Origin of the sequence: Xanthomonas cannabis pv. cannabis (assembly GCF_000802365.1) — a bacterium.
Lineage (GTDB): Bacteria > Pseudomonadota > Gammaproteobacteria > Xanthomonadales > Xanthomonadaceae > Xanthomonas > Xanthomonas cannabis.
Genome location: NZ_JSZE01000138.1, coordinates 1 through 16133 on the forward strand (window position 1 = coordinate 1; position 16133 = coordinate 16133).

Genomic DNA, 16133 nt, shown 5'->3' on the forward strand with positions numbered 1-16133 from the left:
GTCCAGGCGGCGTTGCCTGGGGTCCAGCGCTACGTCGGTCTGCGCGAAGACCTCCGGGTCGCGGTCGATGCTGCCGCTGCCGACGAATTCGTTGACCGAACCAAAGCGGTCGATGGTGCGGCGCAGCCAGTCGCCACCGATGCTCAGGCGATGCTCCAGCGCACCGGTGACCACGCGGCCTTCCAGGGTGGCGCGCAACTGGTCGTGCACGCGGGTGTCGTCCGGGCTGCGGTAGTCGTAGACGTCGTACTCGCCCTGCGCGCTGAAGAAGTTCGGCGTGGCGATGTCCGCGCAGCTTGCCGCGCCGTAGCAGCCCCAGGCGAACGCGGAAAAATCGTTGATCGTCGAGCGGCTGCGCGACGCGTCGACGGTGGCGCGCCAGTCGTCGTTGAACTGATAGGCGTAGCGCAGCTGCGCGTTGAGCGAGTCCATTTCCACCGGGCGTGACCAGGGCTGGTACCCGAGCAGGCGGCGCACGTCGATATCGCGCGGCACCTGCGTGCCGCCGAGCAATTGGTAGCCGGGCACCGAGCGCTGTTGCCGATGCTGGTATTCCACGTCCAGCTGCAGCAGCGATTGCGGGGTGATCTTCCAGTCGCCGGCCAGCGACAGAAAATTACGGTAGCCATCCGCATGGTCGACATAGCTGTCGATGTCTTCGCGTGCGGCATTCACGCGCAGGCCCAGGCTGCGCTCGGCACCGAACCAGTCGCCCAGGTCGGCCGCGACATAGCGCGAGCCCTGCTCGTCGGTACCCAGGGTCACGCTGCGCACACGCTCGGGCCGCTTGGTGCGGTAGTCGATCAGCCCGGCCGGTTCATTGACACCGGACTGCAGCCCGGCCAGGCCTTTGAGGATCTGTACCTGCTGCTTGTTCTCCAGCGCGATGGATTGCTCGCCCACCGCACTCAGGCCATTGATGCGGTAGCTGTTGGCGGCATTGAGCGAATACCCGCGCACCACGAAGTTTTCGTAATAGCCGATCGGCGCATACGCATCGCCGGCGGAGGCGTCGGCACGCAGCACCTCGCTGAGCACGCGCGCCTGGCGATCGAGCAATTGCGGGCGGTCGATCACCGCGATGGAGGCGGGCGCATCCAGCAGACGGGTGGCGCCGAAGCCGGTCAGTGCGGTGGCTGCCTCGTTGCGTTGCCCAAGCACGTTGACCGCGTCCAGTTCCACCGCTGCGCTGTCGGGTTGTTGTTGTGCCAGGACGGGGGTGGACAGGCACGCCGCCAGGGCAAGCGTGAGCGGGCGGCGGGACAGCAGGCGAATGGATGCGAAGGACATGGGCAAGGCTCGATGGAAAAGGGAAACCGCTCAGGGCGAGCGGTGCGCGCGCGCATGCAAATGCGCGAGCAGGGCCTGGCCATCGGCGCTGGAAAACCAGTCCGCATGCCCGAGCAGATATCGGTGATAGGCGATGTCCACGTTGTCGGCGGAGTGCGTGATGCCGGCGAAATAGTCGATCTCGCTCAACGCGAAATCGACATGCACGATCGGCAGCAGCGCGGCCAGGCAACGCAGCTGCGCGGCACCGAGCGGGCAATGCGCTGCGTAGCCATCCAGCAATGCATCCAGCTGCGCCAGCTCGGGCTGCGCGCGTGCGCCGATGTCCAGGTGCAGCCACGGGATCAGGTTGCGTTCGATGGCCGTGGCCAGATCGAACAGCGCGCTGTTGCGATCGCTCAATCCGAAATCGAAGATCGCGCTGACCCTGGTGGCGCCGTGGTCGGTGTTCCAGAGCAGGTTGGACGCGTGCCAATCGCCATGCGTCCACAGCGGCGGCATGGCACCCGGTGCAGACAGCAAGGGCCAGGCACGTGCATGCCAGGGCAGCACGTGGGTGGCCAGGTCACGCTGCCAGGGATACCCGTGCAGGGCCGCAGCCAGATGCGGCCGTGTCGGTAGGGCGCGCTGCAGCGCCGGCAGTGGCTCGGCCTGCGCGAACACCCGCAGGTTGGCAACCAGCACGGCGCTGGAACGCGCTGGTGCAGCGAAGCCCCGCGCAGCGCGGTGGAGCTGCGCCAGCGCCGCGCCGGCGGCGTGTGCGTGGGCGGTGTCGATGAACGGCGTCCACGACACCGCATCGCGATACAAGTCGTGCCCGGCACCGACGCGCTGCACTTCGTAGACCCAGGCGTCGTGGGCAAACGCGGTCTGGCCGTCCGCCGCGTGCAGCACCTCGACCACCGGCGCGCCGGCCCGGCGCAGATGCGCCATGAACGCGTGCTCCTCGCGCAACGCGGCAACGCTGCGCACGCGGCGATGGTGGCGTTTGACGATCACCGGCCCGGTGGCGGTTTCCACGCGGGCGGCGGCAGAGAACGGGCGCGCACTGTGCCACTGCACGTCCTGCGCATCGTCGAGCGTGGGCAGGCGCTGCAGCACGCGCCGGATTTCCTCCAGGGTCAGTGCCGGCCAGTCGGGCGGCGCCAGCGCCAGGCTCATGCCATGGACCTGATGCGGCGCGTTCACGGCTGCAGGCTCCACGCGCAAGCCATGGGGAGATCGAGTGGTATAGACCAACGGGGTGAGGCCGATCCGACGGGCCCGGCGCGTGTGCCGGCATTGCGGACGGCGCTGCCGGGCCGTCGGTGCAGGGCGGGCGCCATCAGGCGGTCGCACTGCATGGAATGAAAGGGCAGCGCGAAACCGGAAGGTCGCTGGCCGTCATCTCTGAGGATCAAGTGGGGGTGCCGCGGACGGCGCCGACGCAGGCCGCGTGGCGGCTGTCGGGCGCGCAGTATGCCTGCTGCTGCGGCACGCCGCCATGCTGGGACGCCACACGCGATGGCGCGGCGGTGGCCCCGCACCGGATAATGACCGCATGACTCCAGTCCAGATCGCCGCCGTCGTCGTCACCTACCAGAGCAGCAGCACCATCGATGCCTGCCTGTCGCGGTTGCGCGCGGCCCAGGGCATCAGCGAGATCCGGGTGGTCGACAACGCCTCCAGCGACGACACCCTGGACGTGGTGCAGCGGCACGCGCTGGCCGACGCCCGCGTGCACTTCATCGCCAACCCGGACAACCCCGGCTTTGCCACCGCCTGCAACCAGGGCGCGCGCGACTCGCAGGCGCCCTGGCTGGTGTTCATCAACCCGGATCTGATGGTCGAGCCCGACACCCTGGTGCAGTTGTGCGCGCGCGCGGCCGGGCATGCTGCCGTGCTGCTGGGCGTGGAGCAGGTGGACGAACAGGGCCGCCCCGACGCCGCAGTGCGCCGCCGTGACCCCGACTTTGCCGCCATGCTGCGCGCGCCGCGTGCCGCCGCCCAGCTGGCGATGCCGGCCGACCCGTCGCAGGCGCTGCAGGCGGTCGATGCAATCTCCGGTGCGCTGATGCTGATGCAGCGCAGCCTGTTCGACCGGCTGGACGGCTGGGACGGACATTACCGGCTGCATGCCGAGGATCTGGACCTGTGCCGGCGTGCCCGTCAGGCCGGCGCGCTGGTCGCGGTGGCCAACGATCTGCAGGTGGTGCATGTGCGCGGCGTCTCCAGCCGAGCCCGCCCGTACTTCGTTGAATGGCATAAACACCGCGGTCTGTGGCGCTATTTCCGCAAGTTCGAAGCCGCCCAGCGCGGGCCGCTGACCCGGGTCGGCGTGTGGCTGGCGATCTGGGCGCATGCGGCCGCGCAGCTACCGCGGTTGGTGCGTCGGGCATGACGCGCGGTCTGTTAAATTAGTGATAAATCCGTGATGGGGAGCCAGTCGTAACTGTGATACGTTGCGCGGCGAAGTGTGATCCAGTCAGTGCTTCCTGTCCCTAACGGGTCCCCCATCAGGAAACGTACAAATGTCCTTACAGATCGACCCGCGCGCGCGGGTACGACAGTCGTGCCTTATCCCCGCACAGTCCAGTCCGGTTTCCCGGCCGTCGGCCTCTTTTCGTTCCCTCGGCCGCAAGCCGCTGGCCGCGCTGTCGGCGCTGGCGCTGGGCTGCACGCTGGCCACATTGCCGGGCGCTGCGCTCGCCGGCGCCTGGACGCAACCGCAGGGCGACACGCTGGTGATCGTCAAGGCGCTGCATAGCGATGGCCGCGGGTGGTTCGACGACAGCCATCACCGCACCACCTTCGGTGACGGCCAGCAATTCGACGGGAACGGGCGTAGCCGCCAGGACCAGCTGAATGTCTACGTCGAGCATGGGCTGACCGACAGGCTCAGCGTCATCGGCAATTTCTATTTCAGCGATGTCGGTTTCAGCAGCCACGACAGTGGCCGCGGCCGCCAGCAGACCAGCACCACCGGGTTTGCCGATCAGGAAATCGGCCTGCGCTATGCGTTGCCGAGCGCGCCGGACGATGTCTGGCGCAGCTCGGTCCAGGGGCTGGTCAGCATCCCGGCGTATGGCCGCAGCAAGACCTACCACCCGAACAATCCCCAGGCGAACACCGATCCTGCGCTGGGTTTGGGCGATTACGGGCTGGAGCTGCGTTACAGCCGTGGCCGCGGGTACACGCTGGGCGGCCGCAACGGCTATGTCGATCTGGGTGGCGCGGTGCGCCTGCGTGGCAGTGCGGCCTCCGACGAGGTGCGCGTGGATGCCTCCACCGGTCTGAGCCTGACCCCGAGCTGGTTGCTGCTCGGCGAGCTCAACGTCATCCAGGGGCTGGGCAACGGGCGTAACAACTTCGATGTCGCAGGCTCTGCGGGCGGCGTGGGTTTCGTCGCCACCGGCACCAACTACGACCTGACCAAGCTGCAGCTGTCCACGCTGTACACCGCCCCGGGCGGCAGTCAGTGGCAGCTGGGCTACCAGCAGCCGGTGATGGGGCGCAACACTGCTGCCGCAGGCGGGCCGTTCGTGGCCGCCTGGTGGCGTTTCTGAGGACGCCCTGCCCATGACGGTCAGCTGCGAGAGCGAGGCGCTGGGACGGGTGCCGGATATCGGCCGCGAACGCGGCCTGCTGGGGCGTGCGCTGGTGTCGGCGGGCGTCATCACCGACGAACAGCTGCGCGCGGCGCTGGCGCTGCAGCAGCGCTGGAACTCGCGCCTGGGCGATGTGATCCTGGCCCAGCGCGGGGTGCCGGCGCAGCGCTTCTACGCCATCGTCGCCGCGCACTTCGGGCTGGAATTCATCGACCTGGTGCAGCAACCGCCGGATCCGGCGCTGCTCACTGCCGGCGATCTGGACAGTTACGCTCAGCGCCTGCTGCTGCCCTGGCGGCGCGAGGACGGCGTGCTGGTGCTGGCCGTGGCCGACCCCGACCCGGCGCTGTTCGCCTGGGCGCGCGCGCACTACGGCCAAGACGTGCGCTTTGTCGGCACCGCCAAGTTCGACATCATCTGGAGCCTGCAGCGCCACGCCGACGAGCAGCTCACCGACAACGCGCTGAACCTGCTGGCTGCGCATGCGCCGACCTATTCGGCACGCCAGGTGGTGACGCGCGGGCAGAAGCAAACCCTGTGGGCGATTGCCGCGGCGTTGCTGATCGCGATGGTGGTGTTCCCGGTGCCGGCCCTGATCGCCATCAACGTGCTGGTGGCGCTGGGCTTTCTGGCGACCTTCGGTTTGAAGCTGCTGCTGGTGTGGTTCGGCTCACGCCACCGCATCGACATCAAGGTCACCGAAGACGAAGTGGCCGCGCTGCGCGACGACGACCTGCCGGTCTACACCGTGCTGGTGCCGATGTACAAGGAACCGGAAGTCCTGCCGATCCTGGCCAATGCGCTGCGCAAGCTGGATTACCCGATCAGCAAGCTCGACGTGAAACTGGTGCTGGAAGCCGACGACTTCGAGACCATCGAAGCGGCCAAGAAGCTCGGCCTGGAAGCGTTCTTCGAAATCATCCGGGTGCCGCCCTCGCAGCCCAAGACCAAGCCCAAGGCCTGCAACTACGCGCTGCATTTTGCGCGCGGCGAACTGCTCACCATCTACGACGCAGAAGACAAGCCCGAGCCGGATCAGCTCAAGCGCGTGGTGGCGGCCTTCCGCAAGGCCGAGAAGGACGTGGTGTGCATCCAGGCGCGGCTGAATTACTACAACGCCGACGAAAACTGGCTGACGCGGATGTTCACGCTGGAATACACGCTCTGGTTCGACTTCTACCTGCCGGCGCTGGAATACCTGCGCATCCCGATTCCGTTGGGCGGCACCTCCAATCACTTCCGTCTGGATGTGTTGCGCCAGGTGCGCGCGTGGGACCCGTACAACGTCACCGAAGACGCCGACCTGGGCGTGCGGCTGATCCAGTCCGGCTACCGCGTCAACGTGGTCAATTCCACCACGTTCGAAGAAGCCAACGTCAGCATTCCCAACTGGATCCGGCAGCGTTCGCGCTGGCTCAAGGGCTACATGCAGACCTGGCTGGTGCACATGCGCGACCCGGTGCATCTGTATCGCAGCACCGGGTTCAAGGGGTTTTGGGGCTTTCAGTTCTTTATCGGTGGCGGTTTTTTCACCGCACTGGGCGTGCCGGTACTGTGGACGCTGTATACGGTGTGGCTGCTCACCGGCACCAGCATGTTCGAGCGCTTCTTCCCGCCGTGGCTGGGCGCGGTATCGCTGGTCAATCTGCTGCTGGCCAACGCGTTCTTCATCTACATCACGCTGGTGGCGGCGTTCAAACGCGACTACTTCAAGTTGGCCCCGTACGCGTTGACGGTGCCGTTGTACTGGGCATTGCAGTCGATCGCTGCCTACAAGGGGCTCTGGCAGCTGATCCACAATCCGTTCTACTGGGAGAAGACCACGCATGGCATCAGCAAGCATTCGGAAAACGAACGCCGCGCCGCACTCGAAGAGTGACTCGGTAACGCCGCGTCGCGAAAGCGGGCTGCCGGCGTTCCTGGTAGCCGTGGTGGCATTGTCGCTGCTGAGCCAGCCGTTGCTGCTGCAGTCGGTCGGCACCGCAGCGCCGACCAGTGCGCCGGGTGCTGGCTTGCCGGCAACTGGCCTGCTGGCGTGGGCGCTCGATCTGACCCTGCACAGCTGGAATCTGCCGTTCCAGATCTGGCCGTTCCTGGCGGTCGCCGCCAACGCGTTGTTCCTGTCGCTGCTATGGCGCGATCTGGCGGGCGTGTTCGGGCGTGGCTGGGCCAGCGGCCTGACCCTGCTGGTGGGCTGCAACCCGCTGTTCCTGCTGCCGATCGCGGCGGGCGGCAGCCAGGCGGTGGGCCTGCTGGCGTTCTACGGCCTGTGCCGCACGCTGCGCCGCCTGCAGGCGCCGGTGGAAGCGTTCACCTACCTGCGCATCGCCGGGTGGCTGTGCATCCTGCTGTGTCTGGATCTGCAGACCCTGGCGTTGTCGACGATGGTGGCGCCGTGGCTGCTGCTGGTGATGCCGCCGCAGATGCTGCGCAAGGCGCCCGGCTCGTTCTATCTGGTGTGCTATCTGCCGTTCGTGTTTCTGGTCGGCATGTGGGCCTACGTCAATCTGACCGTGTTCAACGCGCCGTGGCCGACGCTGTCGAGCATCGGCCAGGCCGCAGATCCGCTGCCGTTGCCGCTGGCCGCCCAGGCGCAGGACTGGCTGCCGGCCGTGCGTTGGGGCGTGGCCGCAGTGGTCTGCTTCCCGGTGCTGGCACTGGTGGTGCGCACGCGCAGTGGTGCCCTGGCGCGCGGCGTCATCGCCAGCGCCGGCACGGTGATCTGCGCGGCGGCGCTGTCGTTTGCGTTCGGCTGGGCCGGGTTCGACGCCTTGTTGTTGCTGTGGGTGCCGGCGGCGTTGTTGCTGCGCGCGCTGCAGTCCGACCAGCGCACCCAGGCAGCCGGTTTGTTGCTGCTTGGTCTGGTCGGTGCGGCCTGGGTGCAGCCGCCGGGCTGGGGCAGCTGGCTGCGTGCGGCGCCTGCCGACGAGCAGTCGCTGCTGCAAGGTGAGGCGGTCGTCATCGCCGCGCCGGTATCGCTGCCGGTCAGGCCCGCAGCGACGCCGTCGGCAGCCGCGCCTGCAACGCCGCGGGTAGGGGCCGATGCCGTGCTCACCGCGGCGGCCGCACCGGTGGCGAGCGCACCGACGGGGCTGGCGGGCCCTGCCACGGCGACGGTGGCGCAGCCGCAACCCGGCAATGCAAGCGTGCAGGGCAGCACATGCGTGCAGGGCACGACAGCGTCGACCACCGAGGCGTCTGCGGCATGTTCAAGCGCGTTCTGACGCTCGCCGCTGTGCTGGCGGTGTGCCTGCTTGCCAATGGCTGCAATGCAGCCGCGCCGATGTGGATGGGCGCCAACGTCAAGGTGTCGGCCAATGCGCCGTGGCAGAGCGCCGCCGCCGCGCAATCGCTGGATGCGTTGGCCGGCACCGGTGCCAGCAAGGCGCTGCTGGTGGCCTTTGTGTGGCAGGCGACCCCGCATTCCAGTGACCCGGTCCTGGGCAGCGACAGCAGCCTGGAGGCCATGCGCGCTGCGTTGCGGCAGAGCCAGCGTTCCGGTTTGCAGCCCACGCTCAAGGTGCATGTCTGGATACCCGGTCACTGGGCTGGCGAGGTGGCGCCCGGTGATCAGGCCGCCTGGTTTGCGGCGTATCAACGGGCGCTGCTGCCGCTGGCGCAATTGGCCGAAGACGAACACGCCGAGGCGCTAGTGGTCGGCACCGAACTGCGCAAGCTGCAGGACGCGCCGCACTGGCCCGAGCTGGTGGCTGCGGTACGCAAGGTCTACCACGGCAAGCTGCTGTACGTGGCCGATGGCATGGAACATGCCGAAAGCTTCCGTTACTGGTCGCTGTTCGATGCGGTCGGCACCAGCCTGTATCCGCGCCTGTCCGAGGCGGGCGATGCCCGCACGGCGGAAATGAACGCCGCCGCGCAGCGCCTGCAGCAGCTGGGCCAGCGCGTCGGCAAGCCGGTGTGGGTGGCCGAGCTGGGCCTGCGCTCGGCACGTGGCAGCCTGGCCGCACCGTGGGAGAGCCCGGAGCAACGTGCCGCCGCAGTGGATACGCAGCTGCAGCTGCAGGTGCTGCAGCAATGGCGCAAGGTGCTGCAGGCGCATGGCATCGACGGGATTGCGCTGTGGTGCTGGTACACCGACCCCAAGGCCGGCGGCCCTGGCGACAGCGACTTCACCGTGCAAGGCAAGCCGGCCCAGCAGGTGCTGGCGCGCTGAGGCGCCCAGCTGCGCCTGCGGACGGCGTCGCGGCAGTGGATCGAGTGGGAGGCTTGGCGCGCAGCTGCCTGTGGCAGCGGCGGCAACAGCCGATGGTTGGCACGCTGGGCGGGGCGCGTGCGCGTGGCAGCCGGAGCGTTGGCGGCCTTGCACGTCCCGCCAGCGCCGCTGCGGGCATAATCCGGCGGCATGATCATCCATTCGCTGCTCGACACCGACCTGTACAAATTCACCGTGATGCAGGCGGTGCTGCATCAGCACCCGGCCGCGCAGGTGGAGTACCGCTTCAAGTGCCGCACCCCTGGCGTGAACCTGGCGCAGTTCATCGATGAGATGTCGCGCGAGATCGATGCGCTGTGCCGGCTGCGCCTGCGCGAAGACGAGGTGGATTACCTGCGCAGCCTGCGCTTCATCAAGCCGGACTTTGCCGACTTTCTGGCGCTGTTCCATCTGGACCGCAAGTATCTGCAGCTGTCGGCATCGACCACCCATCCGGGCGAGATCGAGCTGACCATCCGTGGCCCGTGGCTGCACACCATCCTGTTCGAAGTACCGCTGCTGGCGATCATCAACGAGGTGTGGTTTCGCAACACCTCCGAGCCGGATTTCGAGGAAGGCCGCAGCCGCCTGCGCGCCAAGGTCAGCAGCCTGCGCAGCATGCCGGCGGGCTGCAAGATCGCCGATTACGGCACCCGGCGGCGTTATTCGCGGCACTGGCATGGCGAGCTGTTGCCACTGCTGCGCGACGGGCTGGGCGAGCAGTTCGTGGGCACCAGCAACGTGTATTTCGCCAAGCATTACGGGCTGACCCCGCTGGGCACGATGGCGCACGAATACCTGCAGGCGTTTCAGGCGCTGGGGCCGCGGCTGCGCGATTCGCAGGTGGCAGCGCTGGAGTCGTGGGCGCGCGAATACCGCGGCGACCTGGGCATTGCGCTGTCGGATGTGGTGGGGCTGGATGCGTTCCTGCGCGATTTCGACCTGTACTTCTGCAAGCTGTTCGACGGCATGCGCCACGATTCCGGCGACCCGTTCGAATGGGGCGAGCGGGTGATCGCGCACCTTCAGGCGCACCGCATCGATCCCCGGACCAAGGTGCTGGTGTTCAGCGACGGCCTCAATATCGACAAGGTGATGCAGCTCTACCAGCACTTCCACACGCGCTGCCGGCTGGCCTTCGGGGTGGGCACCAGCCTGACCAACGACCTGGGGCCGACCCCGTTGCAGATCGTGATCAAGATGGTCCGCTGCAACGGCCAACCGGTGGCCAAGCTCAGCGACTCGCCCGGCAAGAGCATGTGCGAGGACGTTGGCTACCTGCGCTATCTGCGCGATGTGTTCGGCCTGCCGCCGATGCCCGACGACAGTGGCACCGCGCGTCACTAGGTGACGCCGGCCGGCAGGGAGAAGGGTGGACAGCCCACCCTGGTGTAGGGGAATCGCCAGAAAAAATGAGAACCCCATCGCGCTTGCACGTTGGCTGACGTTAACATTGGCATCACGCCGCCATCACAATTGATGCGACGGTTGCTTCTGACGTCCCATCTTGCGAAGTCCGTTGATGCCCGCACTCGACCCGTTATCGCTGTACCGCGCGCGTGCCTGCTCCCGGCAGTGGCTGGGCTTCGTCCGCGCCATGGCCGAGGAGTTCGGCGCCGAGTTGCCCGAGCACGATCTGGCCACGTTGATGGCGCGGATCGGCCGTCGGTTTGCGCGCGAGCACAGGCTGGCGCCCTGCAATGCGCTGGCCGAGGTGCAACAGGCCGCCAACGCGATCTGGGACGGCTGCGACTGGGGCCAGTGCGCGATGGACGAGCACGCCGACCATGTGCAGATCCGGCATGCCGGTGCGCCGCTGGGCGTGGCGCTGGATGGCGCCGCCTGGAGCGACGGATTCCTGCAGGGCGTCTACGAAGGCTGGTTCCAGCAACTGGGGATGCTGGCGGGCCTGTCCGTACAGGCCGTGCCGGGAGAGAGCGTCGACCTGCGCCTGATGGTGCTGGCGCGGACGCCATGAACAGCGGTCATCGGACAAGGAGAATGTGATGGCGCCAAAGAACACCAGAAATACACCGGGACACGACGATGTGTCCGGCCTGTTCGCACGTCTGGGGACGCAGGCGAGTCAGGGGTACCAGGATTTCGCCTATCCCCAGTTGCCGCCGCGCAAACCCGGCGGCCTGCCTGCCGGCGCGCCGGTCGCTGGCGCAGCGGCGCCGGATGCGAGCGATGCGGTAGCGCCGCCGGCGCCGGCGTCGCCAGCTGTACCGGCAACCGGCACGCCTCCTGCTGCGCCGCCGTCAGCGGTGTTGCAAGCAGCTGTGGCGGCGGAACAGACCGCAAGCCAGCAACGCAGCGATGCGCTGGCACCGTTACGCAAGCTGCGCCAGCGCGATGAGCCCGGCCCACAGGGCCTGCCATCGCCGCCGCGGCCTGCGCAGACGCCACTGGAGCAGCTGTTCCAGCGCCTGCTGCAGGCCGACGCCCGCAGCAACGCGCATAGCCCGCTCAAGCGCCTGCGTTCGCGTTGATGCCTGCCTCCCCGTAACGCCCGGCACGCGTAGCGCGCGTATCCCGCTGCCGTACCGCACGTCTGCCATGTTCTTTTTTTGGATTGCCCGATGACCGTTGCCCACCGTCGTTCCGTCCCGCCGCTGCCCACGCTGGCAACCTGGGCGCTGTGGCTGCTGGGCGCCCTGCTGCTGATCTTCGTGGTAGCCGTGCCGATGGACGTCACCCAGCAGCTGGTGTTCTCCGGGGTGCTGTTTGCCGTGGCGCTGGCGGTACGCAAGCGCGGCGGGCGCGTGGTCGTCCTGATGATGATGGGCATGTCGCTGGCGGTGTCGTGCCGCTACATCTGGTGGCGCATGTCCCAGACCATGGGCCTGGGCAGTGCAGGGGACTTCATCCTCGGGCTGGGCCTGCTCGGCGCCGAGCTGTATGCCTTCGTGATCCTGGTGCTGGGTTACTTCCAGGTGCTGTGGCCGCTCGATCGCAAGCCGGTGCCGCTGCCGGCCGACCAGCGCCTGTGGCCGAGCGTGGACGTGTTTATCCCCACCTACAACGAGCCGTTGTCGGTGGTGCGTACCACGGTGCTGGCCGCCAGCGTGATCGATTGGCCGGCTGGCAAGATCACCATCCATCTGCTCGACGACGGCCGCCGCGACGCGTTCCGCGATTTCTGCGCCGAGGTCGGCATCAACTACGTCACCCGCACCAACAACGCGCATGCCAAGGCCGGCAACATCAATGCCGCGTTGAAGAAATGCAGTGGCGAATATGTGGCCATCTTCGACTGCGACCACATTCCCACCCGCAGTTTTCTGCAGGTGGCGATGGGCTGGTTCCTGCGTGATACCGGGCTGGCACTGGTGCAGATGCCGCACTATTTCTTCTCGCCCGATCCATTCGAGCGCAACCTCGACACGCACGGCAAGGTGCCCAACGAGGGCGAGCTGTTCTACGGGCTGCTGCAGGATGGCAATGACCAGTGGAACGCCACGTTCTTCTGCGGTTCGTGCGCGGTGATCAAGCGCAGCGCACTGGAAGAAGTGGGTGGGGTGGCGGTGGAAACCGTCACCGAAGATGCGCATACCGCGCTCAAGCTGCAGCGCCGCGGCTATCGCACCGCGTATCTGGCGGTGCCGCAGGCCGCAGGTCTGGCAACGGAGAGCCTGTCCGGGCATGTGGCGCAGCGCATCCGCTGGGCGCGCGGCATGGCGCAGATTGCACGCATCGACAATCCCTTGCTGGGGCGCGGGCTCAAACTGTCGCAGCGGCTGTGCTACCTCAACGCGATGCTGCATTTTTTCTACGGGCTGCCGCGCATCATCTATCTCACGGCGCCGTTGGCCTATCTGTTCTTCGGTGCGCACGTGATCCAGGCGTCGGCGCTGATGATCCTGGCCTACGCGTTGCCGCACCTTCTGCAGGCCAACCTGACCAACCTGCGTGTGCAGAGCCGCTTTCGGCACCTGCTGTGGAACGAGGTGTACGAGACCACGCTGGCCTGGTACATCTTCCGCCCGACGCTGGTCGCCTTGCTCAATCCCAAGCTGGGCAAGTTCAACGTCACCCCCAAGGGCGGGCTGGTGGCACGCAGTTATTTCGATGCGCAGATCGCCAAGCCCTATCTGTTCCTGCTGCTGCTCAACCTGGCCGGCGTGGTGGCCGGCGTGCTGCGTCTGGTGTATGTCGGCGACAGCGGCGAGCAGCAGACCATCTGGTTCAACCTGGCCTGGACGCTCTACAACATGGTGCTGCTGGGCGCCACGATCGCCACCGCCAGCGAAACCCGCCAGGTGCGCAGCGCGCATCGGGTGCCGTTGGATATCCCGGTCACCCTGTATCTGCCCGACGGCAGCGTGTTGCCGAGCCGTTCGGTGAATTTTTCCACCGGCGGCATGGCGATCAAGCTCGCGCAGCCGCAGCCGATCGAGCCCGGGTCGGCGGTGCAGATCGGCCTCAGCCACCGCGGTGTGGAGCAGACCTTGCCGGCGGTGGTGCGCCAGGACCGCGACGGCCAGGTCAGCATCCAGTTCACCGCGATGTCGATGGAACAGGAGCGCTGGCTGGTGGCATCGACCTTTGCGCGCGCCGACATCTGGCTGTCGCAATGGGGCCAGCACGACCGCGATTCGTTCTGGCGTTCGATGGGCCAGGTGCTGGCCGCCAGCGCGCGCGGGTTCGGGCGCCTGGGCCGGCATATGGCCGACAGCGCACGCCAGGGCTTCCGCCCGGCACGTGCAGTGGATCTGGAGTCGTGAGCGTGATGCCTGGTGTTTCCCTTTCCCTTGCCAAGAAGCCACTGATGCGAATTTCTCCGCCGCTGTTGACCTGCGCGCTGACGTTGCTGGCGGGCCTGGCGCAAGCACAGCAGGCTGCGCCCACCTCCACCGACGGACCGGCCGGCAGCACTGCACAGGCCGCCACCGCAGCGCCGCTGGCACCTGCCGCACTGGCGCCGCTGGCAGGCGGCAGCACGCGCGCGGCCTCGCTGCGCGATCTGGGCATCGACTACGAAATCACCTTGCGTGGTGTGCAGGGCAGTGCCGGCGTGCCCTTCAGCGTGCGCAGCGACGAGATCGTCACCGCCGCCACGCTCAATCTGCGATACAGCTACTCGCCGTCGTTGTTGCCGGACCTGTCGCACGTCAAGGTCACCGTCAACGGCGTGACCGTGGCGACCTTGCCCGCCGACAAGGCCAATGCCGGCAAGTTGCTCTCGGTCGATCTGCCGATCGACCCGCGCCTGATCACCGACTACAACCAGCTCAACCTGCAGCTGATCGGCCATTACACGCGCGAGTGCGAAGACCCGGACCACAGCAGCCTGTGGGCGAATGTGGATGCGGCCACCAGCCTGTCGCTGACGACCACGCCGCTGGCGCTGGCCAACAACCTGGCGTTGCTGCCGGTGCCGTTCTTCGATGTGCGCGACACGCGCCGGCTGGAGCTGCCGTTCTACTTTCCGCAGCAGCCGGACCTGGCCACGCTGCAGGCGGCCGGCACGGTGGCCTCGTGGTTCGGCACCCTGGCCGGCTATCGCGGCGCGGTGTTTCCGGCATCGACCACCAGTCTGCCGGCGACCGGCAACGCGGTGGTCTTCGCCACGCCCGACACCTTGCCTGCGCAGTTCGCCACCGCCGACAGCGGTGTGGCCGATATCCGTGGCGCGACGGTAGCGGTGGTGGCCAACCCCACCGATCCCAACGGCAAGTTGTTGCTGGTGCTTGGCCGCAACACCGAGGACCTGCAACGCGCGGCCACGGCGCTGGCGCTGCACGCGCCGTTGAGTGGTGCGGTGGCGCGTATCGGCGAGCTGTCCGCGCCGGCGCCGCGCCAGCCCTACGATGCGCCCAAGTGGGTCTCCAGCGAGCGCCCGGTACGCTTCGGCGATCTGGTCAGCCAGCCCGGCGCGCTCAACGTCACCGGCTATCACCCGGACCTGATCCGGGTTGGCCTGCAGCTGCCGCCGGACCTGTTCGTGTGGGAGCGCGACGGCATTCCGGTGGCCTTGAAATACCGCTACACGGTGCCGGAGGCAGACAACAAGTCCGCGCTCAATGTCAGCATCAACCGGTCGTTCGTGACCACGCTGCCGCTGACCGGCCGCCCCTTCGCCGAATCCACGCCGATGCGCTGGTGGAACAGCCTGGGCACGCGCGGCAGCATGCCGGTGCATCAGGACCTGACGCTGCCGGTGGGCGCGTTTTCGGCCAATAGCCAGCTGCGTTTCCACTTCTTCTTCGATCGCCCGCAGGGCGAGGCGTGCAAGAACTCCTTCCGCGACGTGTCGGGCGCGATCGATGCCGATTCCACCATCGACCTGAGCGGCTTCCATCACTACATGGCGATGCCCAACCTGGCGGCCTTCGCCAATGCCGGTTACCCGTTCACGCGCCTGGCCGACCTGTCCGAGTCGGCGATCGTGCTGCCCGACAATCCGGGCGACCAGAATCTGGGCAACGTGCTGACCCTGCTCGGACGTTTCGGGGCCTCCACCGGCTACCCGGCGCTGCATGCGCAGATCATCGCCGCCAGCGCCGTGCAGCAGCACGCCGACCGCGATCTGCTGCTGCTCGGCAGCGCCGAGTCGCAGCCGTTGTTCAAGCAGTGGCGCGCGCAGCTCCCGGTGAGCCAGGACGGGCAGAGCCGACGCATCGGCCTGACCGACTGGCTGTTCGAAAAACTGCCCGGTTTCCTGTCCTTCGATGCGCGCCGCACCGACCTGCCCACCACCAGCGAGATCGCATTGCAGCCGCAGCCCGACGACGTGCTGTTGATGGGTTTCGAATCGCCGCTCAAATCCGGTCGCAGCGTGGTCGCGTTCCAGACCGAAGACCCCGCCAACATGGGCCGCCTGTTCGATGCCTGGTTCGACCCGACCTTGCTCAAGGACTTCCAGGGCAGCGTGGTGGTGCTGCAGCAGAAGAAGGTCACCAGCCTGGTCGGCAACCAGACCTATTACGTGGGCCACCTGCCGCTGCCGACCTGGCTGCGCTGGTACTTCTCGCACCATCCGGTGTGGCTGGCCTTCACCGTGGTGCTGCTGGCGCTGCTGCTGGCCCTGGCCGCGCGCG

At 67.5% G+C, this 16133-nt stretch carries 12 protein-coding genes; 10 read left to right on the top strand and 2 right to left on the bottom strand.

All coding sequences use genetic code 11. The annotated features are described in order from the left end of the window. The coding region (locus tag OZ10_RS18050) for a TonB-dependent siderophore receptor (protein WP_039566350.1) at positions 1-1290 on the bottom strand (1290 nt) is incomplete at its 3' end. 30 nt (positions 1291-1320) lie between these two features. Beyond that, positions 1321-2478: a phosphotransferase enzyme family protein gene (locus tag OZ10_RS18055; RefSeq protein WP_039566352.1), complete on the bottom strand. Its 1158-nt coding sequence runs from the start codon at positions 2476-2478 to the stop codon at positions 1321-1323. Positions 2479-2830: 352 nt separating this feature from the next. On the opposite strand from OZ10_RS18055, the gene OZ10_RS18060 reads away from it, so the two are divergent. The 10 genes from OZ10_RS18060 to bcsB all read left to right on the top strand — a co-directional run. Then, positions 2831-3670, top strand: coding sequence for a glycosyltransferase family 2 protein (locus tag OZ10_RS18060; RefSeq protein WP_039408301.1), 840 nt, complete (start codon positions 2831-2833; stop codon positions 3668-3670). Between the two features lie 130 nt (positions 3671-3800). Next, positions 3801-4835 (top strand): hypothetical protein, encoded by a 1035-nt coding sequence (locus tag OZ10_RS18065; RefSeq protein ID WP_039408298.1) that lies wholly within the window; start codon positions 3801-3803, stop codon positions 4833-4835. A gap of 13 nt (positions 4836-4848) precedes the next feature. Further along, positions 4849-6756, top strand: a complete 1908-nt coding sequence (locus OZ10_RS18070; protein WP_039408296.1) for a glycosyltransferase family 2 protein — start codon at positions 4849-4851, stop codon at positions 6754-6756. A gap of 49 nt (positions 6757-6805) precedes the next feature. Next, positions 6806-8101 carry a hypothetical protein gene (locus OZ10_RS18075; protein ID WP_039408294.1) on the top strand — a complete coding sequence of 432 codons (1296 nt, stop codon included), beginning with the start codon at positions 6806-6808 and terminating at the stop codon, positions 8099-8101. After that, complete coding sequence (locus OZ10_RS18080; RefSeq protein ID WP_039408291.1) at positions 8083-9051, top strand: glycoside hydrolase family 113; 969 nt, start codon at positions 8083-8085, stop codon at positions 9049-9051. The genes OZ10_RS18075 and OZ10_RS18080 overlap by 19 nt, the downstream gene beginning before the upstream one ends. Before the next feature lie 189 nt (positions 9052-9240). Beyond that, positions 9241-10437: a nicotinate phosphoribosyltransferase gene (pncB, locus tag OZ10_RS18085; protein ID WP_039566355.1), complete on the top strand. Its 1197-nt coding sequence runs from the start codon at positions 9241-9243 to the stop codon at positions 10435-10437. Between the two features lie 175 nt (positions 10438-10612). Continuing rightward, on the top strand, positions 10613-11068 hold the full coding sequence (bcsD, locus tag OZ10_RS18090; RefSeq protein WP_039566356.1) for a cellulose biosynthesis protein BcsD: 456 nt from the start codon (positions 10613-10615) through the stop codon (positions 11066-11068). Positions 11069-11096: 28 nt separating this feature from the next. Beyond that, complete coding sequence (locus OZ10_RS18095; RefSeq protein ID WP_039408282.1) at positions 11097-11582, top strand: hypothetical protein; 486 nt, start codon at positions 11097-11099, stop codon at positions 11580-11582. A gap of 90 nt (positions 11583-11672) precedes the next feature. Continuing rightward, on the top strand, positions 11673-13817 hold the full coding sequence (bcsA, locus tag OZ10_RS18100; RefSeq protein WP_039408278.1) for a UDP-forming cellulose synthase catalytic subunit: 2145 nt from the start codon (positions 11673-11675) through the stop codon (positions 13815-13817). Between the two features lie 44 nt (positions 13818-13861). Next, the coding region (gene bcsB, locus OZ10_RS18105; RefSeq protein WP_039566359.1) for a cellulose biosynthesis cyclic di-GMP-binding regulatory protein BcsB at positions 13862-16133 on the top strand (2272 nt) is incomplete at its 3' end.